This window comes from Clostridium fallax (genome assembly GCF_900129365.1).
Lineage (GTDB): Bacteria > Bacillota > Clostridia > Clostridiales > Clostridiaceae > Clostridium_AH > Clostridium_AH fallax.
Genome location: NZ_FQVM01000005.1, coordinates 107355 through 133581, shown reverse-complemented (window position 1 = coordinate 133581; position 26227 = coordinate 107355). Strand labels below are relative to the sequence as shown.

Below are 26227 nucleotides of genomic sequence, written 5' to 3'. Positions count from 1 at the left end.
TATTGTTAAAAATAAAATAAAATAAAAAATATTTATATATTATTAGATAAATAAATAAAAATAATGAAATTTAATAAAAAAATAATAAAAATACAAAAAATATTTTTATTATTAAATTTACAATATGTTAAGTTTAGTTATTAAAAGAAAAAGTAAACTTAAACTTATAACTTTAATTTATATATATTTTTAACGTTAAAATAAATAGAGAGTTTTAAAATTAAAATATCCTTAAATAAGGTTTATTTTAATTCAAACTCTCTTTAATACTATGTAAAATTAATGGCTACTTTATTTGATTTAGCATTTTAATATGCCGAATGAAGAATAAAATTTAATAAGAATATAGCAGACACTACATACATAGCAATTGATACTTCTTTAGATCTTTTGCTAAATATTTTTAAAATAGGATATGCAACGAATCCAAAGGCAATACCGTCTACAATACTATAGGTAAGCGGTATCATTACAATTGTTAAAAATGCAGGGAAACCTTCTGTATAATCTTTAAAATCAATATTTAAAACATTAGAGATCATAAGAGATCCTATTATTATTAAAATAGGTGCAATTGCACTATTTGGTATTAATTTTATAAATGGCATAAACAATAATGTTAATAAGAATAATAATCCTGTAATTACAGAAGTTAATCCAGTTTTACCACCAGCAGTTATACCTGCTGCAGTTTCAACAGTAGATACTGTAGGACTTGTTCCAAAAATTCCACAGAATAATGTTGAGATTGAAACAGCTTTAAAAGCTGGAGAAAGTTTTTCTTCTGAATTAAGCATTCCTACTACTTGACCGTGTAAAAGTCCTAAATTTTCAAAAACTAAAACTAATGCTAAAGAGAATGTAGCAGTCCAAAAAGGTATACTTCCTATAGCACTAAAGTCCATTGACATAAATACACCTGAATAATCACTAAAAGATGGTGCTGTAAATGCTAATGATGAAAAATCAATTAGTCCGAAAAGTGCAGATGTACCAGTTCCTAAGATTATACTTATTAAGAAGTTACCAGGTACATTTTTTACAAATAAAAATAATGTAATAATTAAGTTTATTATTGTAACGTAAACCATAGGTGAAGATAAGTTACCTAATGTAACAAAGTTATTTGGATGAGAAACAACTAATCCTCCCTTTTGGAATCCTATAAAAGCAATAAATAAACCTATACCTACTGTAATCGCTTCCTTAAGACCATGAGGTATACTTTCTGATAGAATTTTTGAAAGTTTAGAGAAAGCTACTATTATAAAAAGTATACCAGCAACAAATACTGCTGCTAAAGCTTGTTTGTAGTCTAAACCTAATTTACCTACTACTGTATAAGTAAATAAAGCATTAATTCCCATTCCAGGAACTATTATAAGTGGTGCATTACTGAAAATAGCAACTAAAAAGCATCCTACTAATGATGAAAATACAGTTGCTAATATACCAGCTTCTATAGGTATACCTGCATCCTGTAATATGCTAGCGTTTACAGCGATTATATAGACAATTGAAAAGAAGGCTGTAAGACCAGCGATAACTTCTGTTTTTAAAGAAGTATTGTTTTTCTTTAGTTGAAAAAATTTGTTCATAATATCCTCTCTTTCGAAATTGGTCCCTTCCACCGCCCACATCATAAAGATGCATGTATATTCTAACACGTTTTATAAATTAAATAAATATATTTTTCATTAAATTTATAAGATGAAAATATTTAAATTACTAGAATATGAAAGATAAAGGGGTTATTGTGAAAAAATAAATATAAGATTATTAAGATAAATCTAATAAATTCATATAATATATATTTTTCTATAAAATTAATGAAAAATACATATAAAAGTATAATGGAAATAAATTCAATTAAGAGAGTGCCAAAAAAGTAAGGGATTAAATCGTAAAGTGTCACAAAAATGATGGTTAAATTGCATAAATCACTTTTTTAAAATAAAAAGTGAAGAAAAACTTGCTTAAACGTTGTCAATAAAAATTGGTAGATATATAATAAAGGTATGAAGTAATTATTTCGTGTTTAACAAAAAAATAAAAGATTTATTGCATAAGAGGTGTTATATATGAATTATAGGGTTGAGAGTGATTCAATAGGAGAAATGAAAGTGCCAGAACAAGCATATTATGGAGTGCAAACATTAAGAGGTGCAGAAAATTTTAGAATAACTGAACAAAAATTACAAAAAGAATTAATTGTAAGTCTTGCTCAAATAAAAAAAGCTGCAGCAATGTCTAATATGGAAGTAGGAGTATTAGACAAAGAAATTGGGAGAGCAATAATAATTGCATGTGATGAAATAATTGAAGGAAAACTTCATGATCAATTTATAGTAGATCCAATTCAAGGTGGAGCAGGTACTTCAATGAATATGAATGCTAATGAAGTAATTGCAAATAGAGCAATTGAAATATTAGGTGGAAAAAAAGGAGATTATTCCGTTGTTCATCCAAATGACCATGTAAATATGGGACAATCAACTAATGATGTAATACCAACAGCAGGAAATATTACTACAATAAAATTATTAGATAGAGCTGTTGATGCTTTAATAATATTAGATGATGCATTTAATAGAAAAGCTGAAGAATTTAGTAATGTTATAAAAATGGGAAGAACTCAACTTCAAGATGCAGTTCCATTAACATTAGGACAAGAATTTGGTGCATATAGTTCTGCTGTTAAGAGGGATATAAGAAGATTAAAGAAGGCTATTGATGTAGCAAGAACTGTAAATATTGGAGGAACAGCAGTAGGTACTGGTATAAATGCAGATGAAAATTATGAAACAAGAATAGTACCTAATTTAAGTTTAGTTACAAATCTTGAACTAAAACAAGCTGATAACTTAATAGATGCTACTCAAAATTTGGATAAATATGTAGAAGTGTCATCAGTAATTAAAACTTGTGCAGTAACTTTATCTAAGATTGCAAACGATTTAAGATTGCTTTCTTCAGGTCCTAGAACAGGTATAGGAGAAATAAATTTACCATCAAAACAAAATGGTTCCTCTATAATGCCAGGAAAAATAAATCCAGTAATACCTGAGGTTATAAATCAAATATCATTTAATATAATAGGAAATGATATGACAGTAACTATGGCTGCAGAAGCAGGTCAATTAGAATTAAATGCTTTTGAACCAGTTATATTCTACAATTTATTTGAATCAATAAGCACATTAACTAATGGAATTCATACCTTTGTAGATAATTGTATAAAGGGAATTACTGCTAATGAAGAAAGATGTAAGGAATTAGTTGAAAAGAGTGTAGGAATAATTACAGCAGCTTGTCCTTATATTGGATATAAAGAAGCAGCTAGAATAGCTAAAAAGGCTATTAAAACTGGAAGAGCTGTTAAAGATATTGTTTTAGAAGAAGGAATATTTAAAGAAGATGAAGTAAATACTGTTTTAGATGCTATGGCAATGATTCATCCAGGAATACCAGGAAAAAAAGTTTTATAAATTATTAGTATATTATATTTTTACTTCTTAATAAAATAGGTATAGGTTTTTAAAAGAACCTATACCTATTTTATTTTTTTTAGAATAATTTTTTATTAATTACAGTTATTTAAGTAAGAATGAGAAATATGAATTAGAAACCTTTGAAAAATTATTTTCTATAAGAGTATTAATTGTTACTGAAAAAATTTCATAACTAGAAGTATTATCCTTTCTTATGGTTTCTATAATCTTTAAAACATTATTACAAACTATTTTTAAATCACTTTCTGTCATAGGAATTTCTGCTTCTAAAGAAGCACTATATATTGATGTTTTTAATTTATCAAAGTTAAACTCTTCAGTTCGACCATTTCTTTTTATAACTTTCATAAATATCTCCTTTCCATAAAAATAAGTATTAATTAAAATTATATGAAAATAAAATAGAGTTTATACATTTGTCAATATTTTAAAATGTACAAAATACAACAAATTTTTATAAGGATTTTTACAAAATAGTCAAATAACATTAATTTATTTAAAAAATATACGATAATTTAATTGAATTAGAAGAAGATATAGAAAGGAATTGGTTAGTAATTATGAAAAAGAAGAATATAAAATTGGGGACTAAACTTTTAATTATGTTTATAATTTTATCTGTAATTCCTATGGTTATCCTAGGAGGAATACAGTTTATAAAAACTAATAAAAGTATGAGAAACCAATTTGAACAAAATTCTAAAGAATATTTAAGTCTTGCAGAAAATACAGTAGATACATTTTTCAATGAATTTATAGATCAAGTAGAAATTTTATCACAAAATAAAAATATTATAGATATACATAAAAGCTTAGAAGTTGAAACATATGCTCAAAATGTTATAAATAGTGTTAAAGAAAGTAATAAGTTTATAAAAGATGTATATTTCTCTACTGCAGATGGAAAATTATATTCTTCTCTTAGTGGGATTTTAGGGGAAAGCTATGATGGATCAAATAGAGATTGGTATAAAAAGGCTGTTGAAGGACAGAATAAAATAAATATTAGTGATGCTTATTTAGATGTTGTAGATAACAATAATGTTATAACTTTATCTAAAGCTGTTTATAATGGAAATGATTTAGTTGGGGTTTTAGGGATAGATATAAATATAGATAAACTTTCAAATAAATTAAGCAATATTAAGATTGGTGAATCAGGATATATATATATATTAGATAGAAATGGAATCACAGTATCACATAATAAAAGTGAATTTTTAGGAAAAGATACATTTTCAAAATTACCATTTTGGAAGGAAGTATCAACAAATAACGATGGAATAGTAAGATATAATTTTGAAGGAAAAAATAAAATAGCAATATTTGATACAGATAAATTAACAGGATGGAAATTAATTTCAACAATAACAAATGATGAAATTAATAAAGAAAGTAATAATGTTTTAAAAACTTCATTAATATTATTTGTTATTATTTTAGTAGCAGTAATTTTATTAGCTATTATTTTCAATAAGCATTTAACAAAAAATATTGATAAAATAAAAGAAGGGTTGAAAAGAGCTGCAGAAGGAAACTTTAGCGAAAAGGTAATAGTTAATTCAAGAGATGAATTAGAGGAATTAGCTGATGATTATAATAGATTTTGTGATTCTATAGGCGCTTTAATAGGTGAAACAGTAAATACTACAGAATTTGTTGTTGAAACTTCTAAAAGTCTAGCTGAAATGACAAGTATGAATGGAGATGCTATGAATCAGATAGCTCAAGCTATAGAAGAAATAGCAGGCGGCTCTACAGATCAAGCTAGAAATTCTCAAGATAGTGTTGGTGAGATGAATGGTTTAGCAGACATGATTAATAAAGTAATATCTGAAACTGAAGTTATGAAAGAACTTGCTCTAAAATCAGATAATCTAACTGGAAAAGGAATAGGCATGATTAAAATTTTAGAAGAAGGTTCTAATGATAGTAGAAATGCTTCTAGAAAAGTTAATGATGTAGTTAATGAAGTAAATAAAAGTAACAGAAAAATTAGTAATATAACAAAGGTTATAACAGATATTACAGAACAAACAAATCTTTTAGCTTTAAATGCAGCAATTGAAGCGGCAAGAGCAGGAGAAGCTGGAAAAGGATTTGCAGTAGTTGCTGATGAAATAAGAAAATTATCAGAACAATCAAGGATTTCTACAGAAGAAATTGGCAGTATAATTGAAGAAATGCAAATTAAATATGATATGGTAATGGAAGCCTTAAATAATGCAGATGAGAGCTTTGAGATTAGAAATAAATCAGTAGATGAAACTAAAAATGTATTTAATGAAATATTATTAGGAGTTAAAGACTTATCCTTAGAAGTAGAAAAAGTAGTGGAATGGATAAACAAAATATCCAGCGGAAAAGATGCTGCTGTAGATAAGATAAATTCTGTATCAGTTGTAGCTCAGGAGATAGCAGCTAGTACAGAGGAAGTATCTGCAACTGTTGAAGAGGTAAATTCTAATACTGAAAGCTTAACAAACCATTCAGCAGAACTTAGTGATATTGCAGAAAAACTACAAAGTCAAATTGAAAAATTTAAGTATTAATAAGTTATAAAAATAATTTAATAAAGAGGAATGCAAAAAAATAATGTAAAATTATTTTGGGCATTCCTCTTTTCATGTAAGGATAGATTAAATTTGTTTTTATAAAAGAGTGAGTTTATTTATAACTTTATATTATAGATAATTTATTTTATATTTTAATGTATTAAATTATTATTTGAAGAAAAGATATTATAATTATTATTAATCCTGATATTATAGAGCTACTATCATTAATAGATTTTTTCATAAATCTTTTTCCAATAACTATTCCTAAAGGAATAAATATTATAGAAAAAATAAAAGTTATAGTAGTAGTAATTAAAAGGTTTAATCCAGCAAGACTTCCTGCAATTCCTAAAGCGAAGTTATTGATAGATAAGGCTAAAGAAAGTGTTATAGATTCTTTAAAATCTATATAGCCAGATAAGTCTTGGTCCGCTTTCTCAGGGGAATATAGTATATAATCTTGCTTTTTTGCTCTTCTTTTTTTTATCATTCCATCTATAAAAAAGTATAGCCCCACACATAAGAGAGATAAATTTCCTAATATACTTATATATTTTATTGGAATAAAATTAGATATATATAATCCTAAATTCATAGATACCAAAGTTCCTAAGGCAGACATAAATGCAATTATTAAATTAGCACCAGTACTTACTTTAATATTTTTTATTCCATAAGCTATTGCAACTATAAATGTATCAATACTACAAGAAAATACAAATAATAATGCTGAAAGTATATCCATTTAAAAACCTCCTTTGTATATTTTTAATATATTAATGAAGCTTTTAAATGGTGATAGTATTTAACAAAATAAATATTAATAGGCAAATCTATAACTTATATAAACAATTTATTGAAAAAATTTCTATTTTTTAATAAAAATCTAAGAAGTATATATGAAATATATAAATATTTTGACAATAAAAGTTGTTTGAAAATTCTTATCAAAATAGGGAAATGTAATAAAAAGTATTTAAATATATAAGCATTACAAAAATATTATTGTTTTATTGAAGAAATTTTAGTAATATTTTTAGATAGTTAATAAAAATAAAATTTATATTTAATGTTAAATTAATTTTTAGGAGTTATAATATGAATATGATTATTATTTATTTATTGGTAATAAATATTTTAGGATATTTAATAATGTTTTTAGATAAAAAAAGAGCAAGAGAAAAGAAATGGAGGATAAAAGAAAAAAATATTTTCTTTTTAGCAATATTAGGTGGAAGTTTAGGAGAAACACTAGGTATGTATAGGTTTAGACATAAAACGAAACATTGGTATTTTAAATATGGATTACCTATTATTTTAATAATTCAATTAAATTTCCTCTTTTATTTGCATTATAGAAAATTATTAATCAATTAAAAAAAAATAAAATTTAACATTTAAAAATGATAAAACAATATTTTTATTTATATAAATATGTTAATATAATAAATATCATAAGAATTTATAAAAGTTACTTATATAATTAATAATATAAGTACTTGATTTTTAATTATATTTGAAATATATTATATGAAGTATGATATATAGATAAATCTACAAAAGAAAATGGTATTTTATGTGAAAAGAAACAAAAAAGGTAATTTAAAATAGCATACTAAAAAATTAGGAGTGAGTTAAATGAAAGAGTTTATCTTTTCAGCTACAGCGGTTTTCCAAATTTCTATATTCATTTTAACTATGTACTATTTAGTACTGGGTTTTTTTGGATTTCATAGAAAGAAGGAAGTTAAAAAGTATCCGCCTAAGAAAAAGTTTGCTTTAATTATAGCAGCTCACAATGAGGAATTGGTTGTAGCTAACTTAATAGAAAGTTTAAAACATCAAAATTATCCTAAAGAGTTATATGACATCTTCCTTATTGCGGATAATTGTACCGATAGTACGGCAAAAATAGGACGAGAACATGGTGCAAGAGTTTTTGAAAGATCAAACAAAGAAAAAAGAGGAAAAGGTTTCGCTTTAGAATGGATGTTTGATAAAATATTTAAAATGGATGAAAAGTTTGATGCAATAGCTATTTTTGATGCAGATAATATAGCTTCAGATAATTTCTTAATGGAAATGAATGCAAAAATGTGTGAAGGCTATAAAGTAGTCCAAGGCTATATAGATTCTAAAAATCCAAGTGATTCTTGGATAACTCAAAGTTATTCAATAGCTTTCTGGTCTGCAAATAGATTATTCCAATTAGCAAGAGCTAATATAGGATTATCAAATCAAATAGGTGGTACTGGATTTGTAGTAGATGTTGATATATTAAAGGAATTAGGTTGGGGAGCTACATGCTTAACAGAAGACCTAGAATTTAGCTGTAAACTTGTTTTAAATGGAGAGAAAGTAGGTTGGGCTCATGATGCTATAGTTTATGATGAAAAACCTCTTACATTAAAGCAATCATGGAATCAAAGAAAAAGATGGATGCAAGGATTTTCAGATGTAGCATCAAGATACTTTATGAAGCTTATAAAAAAGGCAATAAAAGAAAGAAGCTTTGTAACATTTGATTGTGCTTTATATGTAGTTCAACCATTTGTAACTTTATTATTAGCAGTATCAATGATATTAACTGTTGCACAAAATTGTACAACAGGATTAAATATATTTGTTATAAATGATTTATTTAATAATACTACTTGGAAAATATTTAGTGCAGTACAATTTATAATAACACCTTATATATTAATTAAGGATAGAAAGATTGGAAAACCTTTATTTGTTCTTATATTATTTTACTCATTAAATGTATTTGTATTCCCAGAAATTATACACGAAGGTTCAAGCATTTGGTTTGTAAGTGGAGTTTATTTAGCTTATAATTTAGGATTCCTATTACTTACATACTTAATTACTGGAAAAGAAAATACTTTATTATTCTTTAGATATTTATTGTATGCATTATATACATTAACTTGGATACCTATAACAGTTCAAGGAATATTAAATAAAAATAATAAAGAGTGGAGTCACACTAAGCATGTTAGACAAATAGGTATTTACGAAGTATAATTTTAAGAAAGAATAAATTTTAATGATGAAGAACACTTGATTAAAATCATAGTGTTCTTTATTTTTGCTTAATAACAACCTGCGAACAAGTGTTTGACAACAAATAAAGATATATTTATACTTAATTAGTGTAGGAAAGGCGGTGAATTCGTTGTATAGAATTGAAAGCTACAGCGAATTATTAAAAGATATAGACAATTGCATTTTTATAGATGTTAGAAGTGAAAAGGAATATGAAGAAGAAACTATACCAGGATCTATAAACATTCCTATTTTATGCAATGAAGAGAGAGAAGATGTAGGAACTGTTTATAAACAGAAAAGTACAGAAATTGCAAAGGAAGTAGGGATAAAATATATTTCTAAAAGGTTACCAGAAATCTTTAGTAGAATACAAAATCTTTATAATGAAAATAAGGGGAAAAAAATAGTAGTATTCTGTGCAAGAGGTGGAATGAGAAGTGGAAGTATTCATGCTCTTATGAATTCTTTAGGAATCCACATCTATAAACTTCAAGGAGGATATAAGGCTTATAGGCAATGCTTAAAGGCAGAACTAATTAAAGAGTTTCAAAATATTGAGCTTGTAACATTATATGGAAATACTGGCATAGGAAAAACTGATATGCTCAAAGAATTAAAAAACAAAGGTTATGATGTATTAGATCTTGAAGGAGCAGCTAATCATAGAGGTTCTTTATTAGGAGGAGTTGGACTTGGAAGATGTAATTCTCAAAAGATGTTTGAATCTCTAGTTTATGAGCAAATTAAAAATAGAAAAAGTAATTTGGTATTTACAGAAGGGGAAAGCAGAAGAATCTGTAAGATTATTATGCCAGATGAAATTTGGAATAAAATATTAAAATCAAGGAATATTTATATAACTGCTGATTTAGATTTTAGAGCAGAAAGATTAGTAAAAGAGTATACAGACTTTGAAAATGCCAATTTAAAAATAAATAAAGCCTTAGATAATATGAAAAAGTATATAAATGAAGAAAGAATTGAAAAATATAAAGAGTTAGTAAATAATAATGAGTTTAAAGAAGTGGCAAAGGATTTAATGATAAAATATTATGATCCTATGTATATGGGAGCTTCAAAAAAGAGAGATTTTTTAGATAAAATACATATATCATCTATTGAAGAGGCAGTTGCTAAATTAATTGATATATATAATAATTTAAAAGAAAATAGTACATTAGAAATTATAAATGGAAGTGAGTTTTTAAATGATGAATTTATTCAAACCACTTATAAAGGATAACAAAAATAGGTAGGTGCAAATTATGAGTTCAGATAAAGAGAAGATAAATATTAGTTATGATGTTACAGATTTAACTTCCCTTGAAAAATTAGAACCAGTTAGAGTTAGACCAGGAATGTATATAGGCTCTACATCATCAAAGGGATTACATCATTGTATTTGGGAAATATTAGACAATGCTATAGATGAAATATCTAATGGATATGGAAATAAAGCTGTTGTTATTTTAAATAAAGATAAAAGTGTAACTATAATGGATAACGGTAGAGGAGTTCCTACAGGAATACATCCAATAAAAAAGAAATCTGGAGTAGAGATGGTTTTTACAGAACTACATACCGGTGGTAAATTTAATAATAAAAACTATAAAACCTCAGGAGGTCTTCATGGAGTAGGAGCTGCTGTAGTAAATGCTCTTTCTAAATGGCTTGAAGTTGAGGTTTATCAAAATGGCAAAATATATAAGCAAAGATTTGAAAATGCTTATGATAAAGAGCTAAAAAAAGTTATGCCAGGAACTCCTATTAAAGGATTAGAAATTATAGGAGAAACAAAAAAAACTGGAACTAAAGTAACTTTTATGCCAGATGATACTATATTTTCTACAATAGATTTTAAGTTTGACGTTATAGATGAAAGACTTCAAGAATTAGCCTTCCAGAATAAGGGAATAAAACTTCAGCTTATAGATAATAGAAAAGATCAAGAAGTTAAAAAAGAATACTTTTCAGAAAGGGGACTTCTTGATTTTATTGACTATTTAAATGAAAGCAAAACACCAATACATCAACAGCCTATTCTTTTTGAAGGGGAAAGAACAGTATCAAATATTAATATGTATGGAGAAATCTGTATGCAATTTACAGATTCTACAACAGAATATATTGCAAGTTATGTTAATAATATTCCAACAACGGAAGCTGGAACTCATGAAACTGGATTTAAAACTGGTATGACTAGAGCTTTTAAAGAGTGGGCAAGAAAGTTATCACTTATAAAAGAAAAAGATAAAGAATTTGAAGGTGATGATTTAAGAGAAGGTATAACTGCTATTGTTAGAATTAAAATAACTAATCCAGTTTTTGAAGGACAAACAAAAACAAAGTTAGGTAATACCGAAGCTTATACTATGATGAATGATTTAGCTTATACTAAACTTTGTGAATGGATAGAAGATAATAAAGAAATAGCTACAAGTATTATAAATAACGCACTAGATGCTGCTGCAAGAAGAGAAAAAATAAAAAAAATAAATGACGCAGAAAAGAAAAAAATAGGTAAAGGTGCAGCGCCTTTAGCTGGTAAAGTGGCAGTTTGCACATTAAAAGATAATTCTGTTAATGAATTCATAGTAGTTGAGGGAGACTCAGCAGGTGGTTCTGCAAAACAAGCTAGAGATAGAAGATTCCAAACAATAATGCCATCTAAAGGTAAAATAATGAATACGGAAAAACAAAAGCTTGAAAATGTATTAGGTTCAGAGGAGCTAAAAATATTTAACACAGCAATTGGTACTGGAACTTTAGATAATTATAAAGAGGAAGATTTAAAATATAACAAAATAATAATAATGAGTGATGCAGATGTAGATGGATACCATATAAGAACTTTATGGATGACATATATATATCGTTATATGAGACCACTTATTGCTAATAATCATTTGTATTTAGCTCAACCACCGTTATATAAAGTTTATAAGAACACTAAAAGTGGTGAAGTAGTGAAGTACGCTTATAGTGATGAAGAACTTGAAAAGGCAAAAAAAGAAATAGGAAAAGGGGCACTTATACAAAGATATAAAGGTCTTGGAGAGATGAATCCAGAGCAGCTTTGGGAAACAACTTTAAACCCAGAAACTAGAACTTTAATACAAGTTACAATAGAAGATGCATCTAAAGCGGAAAAAATGGTTTCACTTCTTATGGGAGATGTAGTAGAGCCAAGAAAAAATTATATGTATAAGTATGGTGAATTTTAGATTATATACTAATAAAAAAAGATTGGAGTAGCAGGTATGGCAAAAAAAAATAATATTATTCCAAAGGACAACAATATAATAAGAGTACCTCTAGAAGAAGCGATGCCTGAAAATTACCTTCCATATGCTGTGGAGGTTGCGAAGGAAAGAGCTCTTCCAGATGTTAGAGATGGACTAAAACCAGTTCATAGAAGAATATTATATGGTGCTTATATGCTTAAGGCATTTCCAGATAAGCCTTATTATAAATCAGCAAGAATAGTTGGAGATATATTAGGTAAATTCCATCCTCATGGAGATTCATCAGTTTATGATGCCATGGTTATTTTAGCTCAAAACTTTTCAACAAGAGAACCTTTAATTGATGGACATGGTAACTGGGGATCAATAGATGGAGATGGAGCCGCAGCCATGAGATATACAGAAGCAAGGCTTTCTAATATATCTATGGAGATGCTTAAGGATATAGAAAAAGGAGTAGTTGATATGGTTTCAAACTACTCAGATAGTGATGTAGAACCTAAGGTATTACCAGCAAGATATCCTAATTTATTAGTAAATGGAGCTTTTGGGATAGCTGTTGGATTAGCAACTAATATTCCACCTCATAATTTAGGAGAAGTTTGTGATGGTACTTTAGCTTATATAGATAATCCAGAGATTACAACTAAAGAACTTATGAATTATATAAAGGCTCCAGATTTACCAACAGGTGGAGTTATAATAGGTAAAAATTCTTTAATTTCTGCCTATGAAACAGGGGAAGGAAAGGTAACTTTAAGAGCTAAAACTTCCATTGAAAGATTAGAAAATGGAAGGCTCGGAATTGTTATCACAGAGTTTCCATATAGAAGAAATAAGGCAAGACTTCTTCAAACTATATCAGAAATGACAGGAGATAAAAGACATTCAAAGGCTTTAGAGTCTATAACAGATATTAGAGATGAGTCAGATAGAACTGGTATAAGAGCAGTAATTGAATTTAAAAAGTCAGTAGATGAAGAGACTGCAGATAAAGTTTTAAAATATTTATTTAAAAAGACAGACCTTCAATGTAATATAAGTTTTAATATGGTGGCTTTAGCAGAAGGTAAACCAGAAACTATGGGTTTAAAAACTATAATAGGTCATTATGTTAATCATCAAAAGGATGTTATAACAAGAAGAACTAAAAGAGAGTTAGATATAGCAGAAAAAAGATTTCATGTAGTTGAAGGATTTATAAAAGCTATAGATATAATAGATGAGATAATTGCAGAAATTAGAGCTTCCAAGTCTAAAAAAGAGGCGGCAGAAAAGCTTATTAATAAATTTCAGTTTACTAGTATACAAGCAGAAGCTATATTAGAACTTATGCTTTATAGATTAACAGGTCTTGAAATAAATGTATTTAAAAAAGAATATAAGGAATTAGAAAAAACTATAAAAAGACTTAAAAAGATTCTAGAAAGTGAAAAAGAATTATTAAAGGTAATAAAAACAGAACTTATAGAAATAAAAGATAAGTATTTTTCACCTAGAAGAACTGATATAGTAGAAGATGAGTCAGAGGCTAAAATAAATCTAGAAGAACTTATAGTAGTAGAAGATATAATGGTTACATTATCAGAAGAAGGGTTTATAAAAAGAACTCCAATTAAAAGTTATAATAGATCTAATTCAGATGCTTCAGATATTGAGTATAGGGAAGGAGATTCCTTAAAGTATTTATTTAAGTCTAATACCAAAGATACTATAGTTATTTTTACTGATAAAGGTAATATGTATCAAATAAAAGGAAATTCAATACCAGAATGTCGTTGGAAAGAAAAAGGAGAAAGAATTGATAGTCTAATAAGAGGCTTAAACCTTGAAGATGAAAAAATTATATCAGTACAGTCAATAGAAAACTTTACTCCAAATAAAGCTTTTCAATTTATAACTAAAAAGGGATTTATAAAAAAGACTTCTTTAGATAAGTTTATAACAGGGTATACAAAGCTTATGGCATTAAAGCTTAAAGATTCCGATAAGCTTTTATATGTAAGATTTATAGATGTTAATGAAGAAGAAAAATTCATATATGTAAAAACTAAAAAGAATATAGAGTTTTATATAGAAGAACCTAAACTTGATATAGTAGATAGAAATATATTAGGAACAGAAATTTGCAATCTTACATCAGAAGATGAAATAGTTAATATAGAATTTAAAGATGAATACAAATATGAAGAATTTATTTTAGGAGTTAGTAGAAAAGGAAAGGTAAAAATTTATTCAAGATTAAGTTCCGATTCTTATAATAAAGTTAGAACAAGTTCAGGAGAATTTATTTTAGCCTTCTCAAATAAGGGGAATGTTTACAAATTTCCTTCCTTTATGGCTCAAAATATCAAAGAACCTTTAGATATTTCTAATTTTGTTGATGGATTTAAAAAGGATGAGGAAATACTTTTAGTAGTTAGTGAAAAATCATTTAATGAAGATAACTATATATATTTCTTTACTAAAAATGGTTTAATTAAAAAAACTATGATGAAAGATTTTGAAGGAAGCTATAATAATCAAATGGCCTATAGATTCAAAACAGAAGATGATATTTTAGTATCTATAGAGTATTCTTCTAAAGAGAAAAATCACATAGTTATAGTAACTAAAAAAGGTATGGGAATAAAATTTGAAAGTGAAAATGTAAATCCTATGGGAAGAGTTGCATCTGGAGTTACAGGAATATCTTTAAAAGATGAAGATGAGGTTGTTTACGGAAATGTTATTTCTGTATTCTTTAATAAAGAGTATAATGAAGGTAATGAAATTGCAGCTACCTATGATGGATATGAAAAATTGATTTTAATATCTAAAAATGAGGATATTAAAGAAACTTATATAAATAATATAAAGCTTCAAAATAGAGCTGGAAGAGGAAATAGTTTAATAGTACTTATCATGGATGACTATGTAAAGGAAGTTGTTTTAACATAGGAGGGATTGAAATGAAAAAATTATTAGTAATGTTAGCTGATGGTTTTGAAGAAATTGAGGCTCTTACTGTAGTAGATATTCTTAGAAGAGCTAATGTAAAATGTAGTATGTGTACATTAGAAGAAAAAGAGGTTAGAGGAACTCATGATATTAAAGTAATAGCAGACATTTCTATTGATAATGAATCTGTTAAAGATTATGATGGCGTAATTTTACCAGGAGGTCTTCCAGGAGCTACTAATTTAAGAGATAGTGAAAAAGTATTGAATTTAATTAGAGATTATAATAAGAAAGATAAACTTATAGCTGCTATTTGTGCAGCTCCTATAGTTTTAAGTGAAGCAGGATTAACAGAAGGTAAGGCTATAACTTCTTATCCAGGATTTGAAGAACAACTAGGAAATTGTTTATATAAAGAAGATTTAGTAGTCAGAGATGGAAATATAATAACATCTAGGGGACCAGCTACTGCTATGCTTTTTGCTTATGAAATTTTAAATTACTTTGGATATAAAAGAGAAGCAGAAAATTTATATGAAGGTATGTTAGTTAAGGATTTAATAAAATAATTACTAAATAAATTAATTTGTAATATAATAAGAAGTGTCTTTTGCTGAGGTTTCATCAAGAGATACTTCTTTTTTAAGTTATAATATTTTAAAGGGTATATATTTAAATAGTCTTTTATTATATAAATTTATAAAAAGAATAATTTTATTAGGAGAAAAATATGAAAAAATTTGTTTTAGATAACGGAGTTAGATTTATATATAAATATAGAGAAGGAGAGATAACCTCTTTTTCAATAGGATTAGAGGCTGGAGCAAATAGTGAAGATGGATATAATTTAGGTGTTGCCCATGCCTTAGAACATATGGTTTTTAAGGGAACAAAAACTAAAAGTGAAGATGAAATAAATAAGGATTGTGATAGACTTTTTGGATTTAATAATGCAATGACTAATTTTCCATATGTTATTTATTATGGAACAATTACTAATGATGATTTTTATGAGGGATTAAGACTTTATGGAGATATAATACTAAATCCTTCATTAAAAGAAACAGGATTTAAAGAAGAAATTTCTGTTATATTAGAAGAGTGTAGAGAATGGAAAGAAGATTTAGATCAATTATGTGAAGATGAAGTTTTTTATAATTCCTTTTCAAAAAGAAGAATTAAGGAAATAATAATAGGAACTGAAGAAAGTATAAAAAATATCACTATAGATGAATTAAAAAGATTTTATAATGAATTTTATATATCAACTAATTTAGTAGTGTCTGTTGTAACTTCTATTCCTTTAGAAGATGTTTATGATAAAATATATGAAGTCTTTGGTAAGATTACAAAAAAGGTAAATAAAAAGCTACCTCTAAACATTACATACGAAGATAACAAGAAAGGAACTTTTGAAAAAGAAATTTTAGGATTTAAAGGTTCAAAAATTATATTTGTATATGATATATCTCATTTAAATATTGAAGAAATAGAGGCTCTAAAATTATTTAATATGTGGTTTGGAGAAGGAGTTAGCTCAAAGCTTTATGATGAGATAAGAAGCAAAAATGGTTTAGCTTATGATGTAGGTAGTTATATAAAAAATGAAAAAGGAATAAAAGAATTTATAATATATTGTAGTTCTAGTAAAGAAAATATTTTAAAGGTCTCTCACTTAATAAAAAGGGTAAAGAGGGAGAGCCTAGAGTTTTCTAAAATAATTTCCCATGAAAATTTTAATTTACTGAAAAAAAGATTAAAATTAAAAAGAGCATTAGATTTAGAAAAGAGTATAGTATTAGCTAATAGATTAACTATATATGAAATAATGTATAGTGATTGTTCTATACTAGAAGATGAACTATTAGAAAAGATTTTTGTAGATATAGATTTAGTAGAAAAAACAATTAATAAGATTTTAAAAGAAGATACAATACAAATTTTAAAGTAAAGGTGGTAACTAATGAAGGAAAAATGGTTACTTATAGGGAAAAGTGAAAAGAAAATAAAAAGAATAGTAGAGAAATGTAATATTTCACCTTTTATTGCAAGACTTCTTGTTAATAGGGGTATAGAGGAAGAAAAAGACGTTAAAAGATTTTTGTTTGGAGATATAGAGGACTTATATTCTGGAAATATGATGAAGGATATGGATAAAGGTATCTCTATAATAGAAGAGGCTATAAAATTAAAAAAGAAAATTATAATCTATGGTGATTATGATTGTGATGGAGTTATAAGTACTGTAATTTTATATAAAACTTTAAAAGAGTGTGGAGCTAATTTTAACTATTATATTCCTAATAGAGAAGATGAAGGCTATGGAATGAATAGTAATAGAATAAAAATTTTAAAAGAAGAGGGATATGAAGTTATAATAACTTGTGATAATGGTATTGCTGCCTTTGATGAAATAAATTATGCCAAAGAATTGGGGTTTCAAGTAGTTATTACAGATCATCATGATATTCCTTTTAAAGAAAATGAAGAGGGAGAGAAGGAATTTTTTATTCCTAATGGAGATGCAATTATAAATCCTAAAAGAAAAGATTGCGGTTATCCTTTTAAAAAGATTTGTGGAGCTGGAGTAGCCTTAAAGTTTTCTAAGTGTCTTTTTGATAGATTAAAAACTCCTAAAGAAAAATGGACTAAGCTTATAGAATATTGTGCTATAGCAACAGTATGTGATGTAGTTGACTTGATAGATGAAAATAGAATTATTGTAAAAGAAGGTCTAAAGTTAATTAATTCTACTGAAAATTTAGGATTAAAAGCTTTAATAAAAGCTACAAATTTAGCCAATAAAAAAATATCTGCATATCATTTAGGATTTGTTATAGGACCTTGTATAAATGCAACTGGTAGACTTGAAACAGCAGATTTATCTGTTGAGCTTTTAATAACACAAGATGAAAATAAGGCAGAAAATCTTGCAAAAGAGCTTTATGAACTTAATAAAAAAAGACAGGATTTAACTACGGAAAGTGTAGAACAAATAATTGAACAAATAGAAAGAAATAAAATGGAAGAAGATAAGGTTCTTCTAATATATAATGATTATGTTCATGAAAGTATTGCAGGGATAGTAGCAGGAAGAATTAGAGAAAGATATAATGTGCCTTCTATAGTGATAACTAAGGGAAAGGATATGCCTAAAGGATCTGGTAGATCTATTGAAGAATATGATATGTTTTATGAACTATCAAAATGCAAAGATCTTATGAGTAAGTTTGGTGGGCATCCTATGGCAGCAGGACTTTCTCTAGAGAAAAATGCTATTGAAAAATTAAGAAAGAAGCTTTTAGATAATTGTACTTTAACAGAAGAGGATTTAATGTATAAGATAAGAATAGATTTACCTTTATCATTAAAAAACATAGATGAAAATTTAATAAAGTTTATAAATTTATTAGAACCTTTTGGTAAAGGAAACCCATCACCTATATTTGGAGCAAAAGGTGTAGAGGTTAAAAGAGTTTGGCTTTTAGGAAAAGAAAAAAATATAGTAAAGTTTAGATGTAAAATAAATGATAGTAATAATTATATAGATTGTATTTCCTTTGATAGATTCCAAAGTTTTAAAAATTTATATATTGAAAAATTTGGAGAAGAGAGGTTTAATGAAATTATAAATACTAGTTATTGTAGTTTCTATATGGATTTTATATTTTATCCTCAAATTAATGAATTTAATGGAAATAGGAATATTCAACTTGTAGTTAAAAACTTAAGGTTATAGTTACTATTTATAAGGGAGAGAATTATTATGGAAATAATAAAATTAAAAAACAAACCTAATATGGATTGTATGGTATGTGGAGAGGAATTGGTTTATAAGCAGAATAATGAAATTGCAGTTTGTTATTATTGTAAAAAAGAATTTATAACTAATGTTTCCTGTAAAAATGGACATTTTGTTTGTGATAAATGTCATGGAAAAGATGGATATTCTTTAATAGAAGAATACTGTGTAAATAGTGATGAATTAAATCCATTAGATATTTGCGAAAATTTAATGAATAATAAAAAAATAAATATGCATGGACCAGAACATCATTTTTTAGTTCCAGCAGCTTTATTGTGTAGTTATTTTAATAGAATAGGTGAAAAAGAAAAGAAAAAGGGAAAGATAGCTATTGCTAAAACTAGAGCAATGACAATTCCAGGTGGTTCTTGTGGATATTATGGAAATTGTGGTGCAGCAGTAGGGGCAGGCATATTTATGAGTATAATGACAGAATCTACACCTCTTTCAGAAGATAGTTGGGCTAAGTGTAATGAAATAACTGGTAGGATTTTAATTCATTTAGCAAAGATGGGTGGCCCACGTTGCTGCAAAAGATCTGTTTATACAGCAATAACAGAAACTAATAAATTTTTAGAAGAAAATTTTAGTATAACTTTAATTGGAAAGTCAGATAAAATATTTTGTGGATATTCAAAATATAATAAGCAATGTATCGGCAATAGATGTGAATATAATTTATCAAATAGTGATAACAAGATAGGAAATAAATAAGTTTTACATATTAAATTAAAGTCCTTATAAATTAAAAATTTTATGGTTTGTTTATTTATTAAAAAAATATATTAAATAAAAGAGAGCATCTTTTAATGATAAAATTCATTTTAAGATGCTCCCTTTACTCTTAAAATAATATTTTACTTTTTAAGAAGTCTTAATTGTATAAATATATTAATATATTTATATAGATTTTATCTTCTTAAATATAATTATATAAATTTAGTTTAATTATAGAAAGGAATATAAATATTATAGTCCTTTTTCGTATTGCTCAACCATTCTTTTAACCATTTCTCCACCAACGCTACCGCATTGTTTTGAGCTTAATTCTCCATTATAATCTGTAAATGGAACTCCCATTTCTTTTGCGATTTCCATTTTGAATTTTGATAATCCATTCTTAGCTTCTGGTACTAATTTTTGTGCCATTTTTAAGCACCTCCTTAATTATTTTTGTAATATTATATTGTCCTTTTAAATAAATTTTATTTTATATAATTGATGGACGATATAGAAAAATAATCCTCTTTAATAATAATTCCATTGCAAAAAAAATAATATTTAGAATATAATTAAATGTGTTTGATAATATAAGATAATTTTTATAGAAAATAAGTTATAATTATATAAATAAAATTATTGATTTTTATAAAGGGGATGTTTAGTTTGAATAGATATAAAATAATAATGACTGGTGGAGGTTCAGCTGGTCATGTTACACCAAATTTGGCTTTAGTACCTAAGCTTAAAAAGGCAGGGTTTGAAATAAAGTATATAGGAAGTAAGGATGGAATAGAAAAGGATATAATAAAAAAAGAAGGTATAGAATATTATTCAATATCATCAGGAAAACTTAGAAGATATTTTGATATAAAAAATTTTACAGATCCTTTTAAAGTAATGAAAGGTGTTTGCGATGCTTTTTTAATATTAGGAAGAGAAAAACCAGATGTAATTTTTTCAAAAGGTGGTTTTGTAACAGTTCCAGTAGTTATTGCAGCATCAATGAGAAATATTCCAGTGGTATCTCATGAATCTGATATGACTCCTGGACTTGCAAATAAATTAGCATCACCTTTTTGTAATAAGCTTTGTGTAACTTTTCCTGAAAGTGTGAAACTTGTAAAGGGGAATAAAGGAATTGTTACAGGTACTCCAATTAGGGAAAGTTTATTTGAAGGAAATAAAAATAATGGTAGAAGATTTTTAAATTTTGAAACGGAAAAAGATATTATTCTCGTAATGGGTGGAAGCTTAGGATCAAAAATAATAAATGATACTATAAGAAATAATTTGAAAGAACTACTATTAAAATTTAATATAGTCCATCTTTGCGGTAAAGGAAATTTAGATAAAAACTTAAAAAACATTAAAGGGTATAGACAATTTGAATATTTAAGAGAAGAATTACCAGATGTAATAAACGCAGCTGATTACTTAGTATCAAGAGCAGGGGCTAATTCTATATTTGAAATCTTAGCACTAAAAAAGCCTAATATTTTGATTCCTCTTTCTAAAAAGGCATCAAGAGGAGACCAAGTTCTTAATGCAAAATCCTTTGAAAAAAGTGGATATAGCATTGTTATAGAAGAAGAAAATCTTACTGATGCTGATTTTATGACTAAAATAAAATATTTAAAAGATAATAAAGAAAAGTTTATAAAAAATATGGAGAATAGTAAAAGTAGAAATGGAGTCGATAATATCATAAATGTAATATTAAATTCCATAAGAAAATAGTATAAGGTTTTTATAAATTATAAGGGTTAAAATAGCTTGTTAACTATATATCATTTAATTATATAGTTATATAGCTATTTTCTTTTTATTTTATAGAATTAGATAGCAGGATTAGAAGGTGATTTCAAGAAAATAAAGTATATAGAAAAAAGGAGCAATTTTGAGAAAATTCTAATAATGTAAAGATATATAGGGTTTGTAAAGAATATATAAAAACTAAAATGAGCTAAAATATTTAAATGTATTATATATAATGTTAAAAAAATAGAGGAATTTGGAGAAATAGCGTATATATGAAACTTGCAAAAAAAAATTCATGGGGTATAATAAATATGTAGTTACTGTAAAAACCAATGGCAAAAAATAGGGTTATGTTAAATTATTAACAAGTAGAGAGGTGCTTTTTATATGAAAAAAATATCAGTAATTTATTGGAGCAATGGTGGTAATGTTGAAGTATTAGCAAGCGCTATAGGAGAAAAAATAGAGTCTTTAGGTGCAAAAGCTATTATAAAACATGTTACTGATGCAAAGGTTGAAGATGTCCTAGAGGCTGACGCAGTTGCTTTTGGAAGTCCGTCTATGGATAATAATAGAATAGAACAGCATGATATGGAACCTTTTATAAGCCAATTTAAATTATTACCTGTGGAAAACAAAAAAATAATTTTATTTGGATCTTATGGTTGGGATGACGGAAAATTCATGGAAGAATGGGTTGAACGAATGAAGGATTATGGATTTGATGTTATTGGAAGCTTAGCAGTTAAAGAATCACCTACAGAGGAACAATTGCAAAAAGCAAAAGAATTAGCAGAACTACTTACAAGATAAAAAAGCTTAATTTATATTTCTAACATATTAAGTTTTTAGAAATATACTTAAATATATTCTATTTAAAAAAATTAATAGATTTAATGAAAGAGGGGTCAACACGATGGCAATGAGAAAGATGAAGACTATGGATGGTAATACTGCTGCTGCTCATATTTCATACGCATTTACTGATGTTGCAGCTATATATCCAATTACACCATCATCACCAATGGCAGAACACGTTGATGAGTGGGTTGCACAAGGAAGAAAAAATATATTTGGTCAACAAGTGCAAGTTATGGAGATGCAATCAGAAGCAGGTGCTGCTGGTGCAGTTCATGGATCACTACAAGGTGGAGCATTAACAACAACTTACACAGCATCACAAGGTTTATTATTAATGATACCAAATATGTACAAAATATCAGGTGAATTACTTCCAGGAGTATTCCATGTATCAGCTAGATCACTAGCTACTAGCTCATTAAATATATTTGGAGATCATCAAGACGTTATGGCAGCAAGACAAACAGGTTTTGCAATGCTTGCTGAAGGTTCAGTTCAAGAAGTTATGGATTTATCAGCTGTAGCTCACTTAACAGCTATAAAATCAAGAGTTCCATTTGTAAACTTCTTTGATGGTTTTAGAACTTCACACGAAATTCAAAAGGTTGAAGTTTTAGAATATGATGAATTAGCTAAATTAGTAGATATGGATGCAGTTGAAGCATTCAGAAGAAGAGCTTTAAACCCAGATCACCCAGTAACTAGGGGTACTGCTCAAAATCCTGATATATACTTCCAAGAAAGAGAAGTTGTTAATAAGTATTATGAAGCAGTTCCAGCAATGGTTGAAAGCTACATGGCTGAAATAACTAAATTAACTGGAAGAGAATATCACTGTTTCGACTACTATGGAGCAAAAGATGCTGATAGAGTTGTTATAGCAATGGGTTCAATAACAGATGCTTTAGAAGAAACTGTTGATTACTTAAATGCTAAGGGAGAAAAAGTTGGTGTCGTTAAAGTAAGACTATTCAGACCTTTCTCAAATGAATTATTAAAGAAAGCAATACCTGCAACTGCTAAGAGAATAGCAGTTTTAGATAGAACTAAAGAACCAGGTTCAGCTGGAGAACCTCTATTCTTAGATGTACAAAATGCATTCTACGGATCAGAAGAACAACCAGTTATAGTAGGCGGAAGATACGGATTAGGTTCAAAAGACACACTTCCAACTCACTTAATAAGTGTATACAATAACTTAAAAGAAAGTAATCCTAAGAATGGATTTACTATAGCAATTGTTGATGATGTTACAAATACATCACTTCCAGAAGTTAAAGAAGACGTTGATACTACACCAGAAGGAACTAAAGCTTGTAAGTTCTGGGGATTAGGATCAGACGGTACTGTTGGAGCAAACAAGAGTGCTATAAAGATAATCGGAGACCATACTGATATGTATGCTCAAGGTTATTTTGCATATGACTCAAAGAAATCAGGTGGAATAACAGTTTCTCACTTAAGATTTGGTAAGAAGCCAATTAAATCACCTTACTTAATAAACAAAGCTGATTTCGTTGCTTGTCATAATCAATCATATGTTTATAAGTATAATGTATTAGAAGGATTAAAGAAGAATGGTACATTCTTATTAAATACATTATGGACACCAGAAGAAATAGAAGAAAAATTACCAGCATCATATAAGAAGTTTATAGCTGAAAATAACATTAAGTTCTATACTTTAAATGCTGTTAAGATAGCTTCTGAAATTGGACTAGGTGGAAGAATCAACATGATAATGCAAGCTGCATTCTTTAAATTAGCTAACATCATTCCAATAGAAGATGCTGCTAAGTACTTAAAAGATGCTGTTGTTAAATCATACGGTAAAAAAGGTCAAAACGTTGTTGACATGAACCACGCAGCTATAGATAAGGGAATAGAATCAATCGTTGAGATAAAAGTTCCAGCTGCATGGGCTAATGCAAAAGATGAAGCTAAAGAATGCAACTGCGATAAACCAGAATTCATAACTAAGATAGTTGAACCAATGAACAGACAAGAAGGAGATAAACTTCCTGTAAGTACTTTCGTTGGAATGGAAGATGGTACATTTGAAAATGGAACAGCTGCTTACGAAAAAAGAGGTATAGCTATAAAGGTTCCAGAATGGATATCAGAAAACTGTATTCAATGTAACCAATGTTCATTTGTTTGTCCACATGCTACAATAAGACCAGTATTATACAACGAAGCAGAAAAGAATAATGCTCCTGAAGGAACTAAGGCTGTTCCAGCTAAGGGTATAAAATCAGAAGAACCATTATTCTTCAGTATAGCTGTAAGCCCACTTGATTGTGCTGGTTGTGGAAACTGTGTTCAAGTATGTCCAGCTCCAAACAAAGCTTTAGTTATGAAGTTACAAGAAACTCAACACGATCAAATAAAACCTTGGGATTATGCTATAGACGAAGTTTCACCAAAAGCTAACCCAATGAATAAGAAAACAGTTAAAGGTAGCCAATTTGAAAAACCATTATTTGAGTTCTCAGGTGCTTGTGCTGGATGTGGAGAAACTCCATATGCAAAACTTATAACTCAATTATTTGGTGACAGAATGATGATAGCTAATGCTACTGGATGTTCATCAATCTGGGGTGGATCAGCACCTTCAACTCCATACACTAAGAACCATAAAGGATATGGTCCAGCTTGGGCTAACTCATTATTTGAAGATAATGCTGAGTATGGTTTAGGTATGTTCTTAGGAGTTAAAGCTGTAAGAGATAGAATAGCTGAAACTGCTAAGAGAGCTTTAGAATCAGGTGTATCAGAAGAAACTAAGGTTGCTTTAAATGATTGGTTAGAAAATATGAACAATGGTGAAGGAACTAGAGATAGAGCAGATAAATTAGTTGCTGCACTAGAAAAAGAAAACAATGAATTAGCTAAGGAAATCTTAAAGGATAAAGATTACTTAGTTAAGAGATCACAATGGATCTTCGGTGGAGACGGTTGGGCTTACGACATCGGATACGGCGGTGTTGACCATGTTCTTGCATCAGGAGAAGATGTAAACATATTTGTATTTGATACAGAAGTTTACTCAAATACTGGTGGTCAAGCTTCTAAATCTACTCCAACTGCTGCAATAGCTAAATTTGCTGCAAGTGGTAAGAGAACTAAGAAGAAAGACCTTGGAATGATGGCTATGAGCTATGGTTATGTATATGTTGCTCAAATTTCAATGGGTGCAGATAAGAACCAAACTCTTAAAGCTATAGCAGAAGCAGAAGCTTACAAAGGACCATCATTAATTATAGCTTACGCTCCATGTATCAACCACGGAATTAAAGCTGGAATGGGTAAAACTCAATTAGAAGCTAAGAATGCTGTTGAATGTGGATACTGGGCAATGTATAGATTTAATCCAGAACTTAAAGATGCTGGAAAGAACCCATTCTCATTAGATTCAAAAGAACCTAAGGGAGACTTCAGAGAATTCTTAATGGGAGAAGTTAGATATGCTTCACTTGCTAAGGCATTCCCAGAAGCTGCTGAGGCTTTATTTGAAAAGACTCATAAGGATGCAATGGAAAGATTAGAAAACTACAAGAAGTTAGCTAATCAATAATCTTAATTTAGATTGTATATTTAGGCTGAATATCATATGATATTCAGCCTTTTATATTTTATAAAATAGTAAAAGTAGAACTCATATTTATATTATTTTTATAATTTTTTTATTAAGTTATTTTTTTGTATATTTTCTAAATTATAATGCTTTATTTATGTAGTACTGATATTTTGTACTTATATTTAATATATTTA

General features: G+C 27.6%; 18 protein-coding genes. 14 read left to right on the top strand and 4 right to left on the bottom strand.

Features of this window, described 5'->3' with window-relative positions; all coding sequences use genetic code 11:
* Positions 1–308 precede the first annotated feature (308 nt).
* Complete coding sequence (locus BUA70_RS04420) at positions 309–1598, bottom strand: NCS2 family permease (RefSeq protein WP_083573455.1); 1290 nt, start codon at positions 1596–1598, stop codon at positions 309–311.
* Between the two features lie 483 nt (positions 1599–2081).
* Between BUA70_RS04420 and aspA the strand changes: the two genes are divergently transcribed.
* Positions 2082–3488: an aspartate ammonia-lyase gene (gene aspA, locus BUA70_RS04415; RefSeq protein WP_072893780.1), complete on the top strand. Its 1407-nt coding sequence runs from the start codon at positions 2082–2084 to the stop codon at positions 3486–3488.
* A gap of 105 nt (positions 3489–3593) precedes the next feature.
* On the opposite strand, the gene BUA70_RS04410 is transcribed toward aspA, so the two are convergent.
* Positions 3594–3860 carry an ATP cone domain-containing protein gene (locus tag BUA70_RS04410; protein ID WP_072893777.1) on the bottom strand — a complete coding sequence of 89 codons (267 nt, stop codon included), beginning with the start codon at positions 3858–3860 and terminating at the stop codon, positions 3594–3596.
* A gap of 254 nt (positions 3861–4114) precedes the next feature.
* Here BUA70_RS04410 and BUA70_RS04405 point away from each other — a divergent pair, with 254 nt between their 5' ends.
* On the top strand, positions 4115–6064 hold the full coding sequence (locus tag BUA70_RS04405; protein WP_159429639.1) for a methyl-accepting chemotaxis protein: 1950 nt from the start codon (positions 4115–4117) through the stop codon (positions 6062–6064).
* A 163-nt stretch (positions 6065–6227) separates the two neighbouring features.
* On the opposite strand, the gene ytaF is transcribed toward BUA70_RS04405, so the two are convergent.
* Positions 6228–6815, bottom strand: a complete 588-nt coding sequence (gene ytaF / locus BUA70_RS04400) for a sporulation membrane protein YtaF (protein ID WP_072893771.1) — start codon at positions 6813–6815, stop codon at positions 6228–6230.
* 353 nt (positions 6816–7168) lie between these two features.
* On the opposite strand from ytaF, the gene BUA70_RS04395 reads away from it, so the two are divergent.
* From BUA70_RS04395 to BUA70_RS04355, 9 genes are all read left to right on the top strand, one after another.
* Positions 7169–7447 carry a DUF1294 domain-containing protein gene (locus tag BUA70_RS04395; RefSeq protein WP_423236767.1) on the top strand — a complete coding sequence of 93 codons (279 nt, stop codon included), beginning with the start codon at positions 7169–7171 and terminating at the stop codon, positions 7445–7447.
* Positions 7448–7708: 261 nt separating this feature from the next.
* On the top strand, positions 7709–9097 hold the full coding sequence (locus BUA70_RS04390) for a glycosyltransferase family 2 protein (RefSeq protein ID WP_072893767.1): 1389 nt from the start codon (positions 7709–7711) through the stop codon (positions 9095–9097).
* A gap of 151 nt (positions 9098–9248) precedes the next feature.
* Positions 9249–10364 carry a tRNA 2-selenouridine(34) synthase MnmH gene (mnmH, locus tag BUA70_RS04385; RefSeq protein ID WP_072893764.1) on the top strand — a complete coding sequence of 372 codons (1116 nt, stop codon included), beginning with the start codon at positions 9249–9251 and terminating at the stop codon, positions 10362–10364.
* Between the two features lie 22 nt (positions 10365–10386).
* Positions 10387–12345 carry a DNA gyrase/topoisomerase IV subunit B gene (locus BUA70_RS04380; protein WP_072893761.1) on the top strand — a complete coding sequence of 653 codons (1959 nt, stop codon included), beginning with the start codon at positions 10387–10389 and terminating at the stop codon, positions 12343–12345.
* Between the two features lie 36 nt (positions 12346–12381).
* Positions 12382–15306, top strand: a complete 2925-nt coding sequence (locus BUA70_RS04375; protein ID WP_072893757.1) for a DNA topoisomerase IV subunit A — start codon at positions 12382–12384, stop codon at positions 15304–15306.
* Between the two features lie 11 nt (positions 15307–15317).
* Positions 15318–15875, top strand: a complete 558-nt coding sequence (locus tag BUA70_RS04370) for a DJ-1 family glyoxalase III (RefSeq protein WP_072893754.1) — start codon at positions 15318–15320, stop codon at positions 15873–15875.
* 161 nt (positions 15876–16036) lie between these two features.
* Complete coding sequence (locus BUA70_RS04365; protein ID WP_072893751.1) at positions 16037–17257, top strand: M16 family metallopeptidase; 1221 nt, start codon at positions 16037–16039, stop codon at positions 17255–17257.
* 12 nt (positions 17258–17269) lie between these two features.
* On the top strand, positions 17270–19045 hold the full coding sequence (gene recJ, locus BUA70_RS04360; RefSeq protein ID WP_072893748.1) for a single-stranded-DNA-specific exonuclease RecJ: 1776 nt from the start codon (positions 17270–17272) through the stop codon (positions 19043–19045).
* A gap of 27 nt (positions 19046–19072) precedes the next feature.
* Complete coding sequence (locus tag BUA70_RS04355) at positions 19073–19825, top strand: DUF5714 domain-containing protein (RefSeq protein ID WP_083573454.1); 753 nt, start codon at positions 19073–19075, stop codon at positions 19823–19825.
* A gap of 255 nt (positions 19826–20080) precedes the next feature.
* Here BUA70_RS04355 and BUA70_RS04350 read toward each other — a convergent pair whose 3' ends face one another.
* Positions 20081–20260 (bottom strand): alpha/beta-type small acid-soluble spore protein, encoded by a 180-nt coding sequence (locus BUA70_RS04350; protein ID WP_072893745.1) that lies wholly within the window; start codon positions 20258–20260, stop codon positions 20081–20083.
* Positions 20261–20497: 237 nt separating this feature from the next.
* Between BUA70_RS04350 and BUA70_RS04345 the strand changes: the two genes are divergently transcribed.
* The 3 genes from BUA70_RS04345 (at position 20498) to nifJ (ending at position 26030) form a co-directional block, all read left to right on the top strand.
* Positions 20498–21571: an undecaprenyldiphospho-muramoylpentapeptide beta-N-acetylglucosaminyltransferase gene (locus tag BUA70_RS04345; RefSeq protein WP_072893742.1), complete on the top strand. Its 1074-nt coding sequence runs from the start codon at positions 20498–20500 to the stop codon at positions 21569–21571.
* A 408-nt stretch (positions 21572–21979) separates the two neighbouring features.
* Positions 21980–22405: a flavodoxin gene (locus BUA70_RS04340; RefSeq protein ID WP_072893739.1), complete on the top strand. Its 426-nt coding sequence runs from the start codon at positions 21980–21982 to the stop codon at positions 22403–22405.
* Positions 22406–22514: 109 nt separating this feature from the next.
* A complete protein-coding gene (gene nifJ / locus BUA70_RS04335; protein ID WP_072893789.1) occupies positions 22515–26030 on the top strand; it encodes a pyruvate:ferredoxin (flavodoxin) oxidoreductase in 3516 nt (1171 codons plus the stop codon).
* Positions 26031–26227 lie beyond the last annotated feature (197 nt).

Coding starts and splice junctions, on each gene's coding strand:
- BUA70_RS04420 (WP_083573455.1), bottom strand. CDS start 1,598: ATGAACAAATTTTTTCAACTAAAGAAAAACAATACTTCTTTAAAAACA.
- BUA70_RS04395 (WP_423236767.1), top strand. CDS start 7,169: ATGAATATGATTATTATTTATTTATTGGTAATAAATATTTTAGGATAT.
- BUA70_RS04370 (WP_072893754.1), top strand. CDS start 15,318: ATGAAAAAATTATTAGTAATGTTAGCTGATGGTTTTGAAGAAATTGAG.
- BUA70_RS04355 (WP_083573454.1), top strand. CDS start 19,073: ATGGAAATAATAAAATTAAAAAACAAACCTAATATGGATTGTATGGTA.
- BUA70_RS04340 (WP_072893739.1), top strand. CDS start 21,980: ATGAAAAAAATATCAGTAATTTATTGGAGCAATGGTGGTAATGTTGAA.
- BUA70_RS04375 (WP_072893757.1), top strand. CDS start 12,382: ATGGCAAAAAAAAATAATATTATTCCAAAGGACAACAATATAATAAGA.
- ytaF (WP_072893771.1), bottom strand. CDS start 6,815: ATGGATATACTTTCAGCATTATTATTTGTATTTTCTTGTAGTATTGAT.
- BUA70_RS04380 (WP_072893761.1), top strand. CDS start 10,387: ATGAGTTCAGATAAAGAGAAGATAAATATTAGTTATGATGTTACAGAT.
- BUA70_RS04410 (WP_072893777.1), bottom strand. CDS start 3,860: ATGAAAGTTATAAAAAGAAATGGTCGAACTGAAGAGTTTAACTTTGAT.
- BUA70_RS04350 (WP_072893745.1), bottom strand. CDS start 20,260: ATGGCACAAAAATTAGTACCAGAAGCTAAGAATGGATTATCAAAATTC.
- aspA (WP_072893780.1), top strand. CDS start 2,082: ATGAATTATAGGGTTGAGAGTGATTCAATAGGAGAAATGAAAGTGCCA.
- recJ (WP_072893748.1), top strand. CDS start 17,270: ATGAAGGAAAAATGGTTACTTATAGGGAAAAGTGAAAAGAAAATAAAA.
- nifJ (WP_072893789.1), top strand. CDS start 22,515: ATGAGAAAGATGAAGACTATGGATGGTAATACTGCTGCTGCTCATATT.
- BUA70_RS04365 (WP_072893751.1), top strand. CDS start 16,037: ATGAAAAAATTTGTTTTAGATAACGGAGTTAGATTTATATATAAATAT.
- BUA70_RS04390 (WP_072893767.1), top strand. CDS start 7,709: ATGAAAGAGTTTATCTTTTCAGCTACAGCGGTTTTCCAAATTTCTATA.
- BUA70_RS04405 (WP_159429639.1), top strand. CDS start 4,115: ATGTTTATAATTTTATCTGTAATTCCTATGGTTATCCTAGGAGGAATA.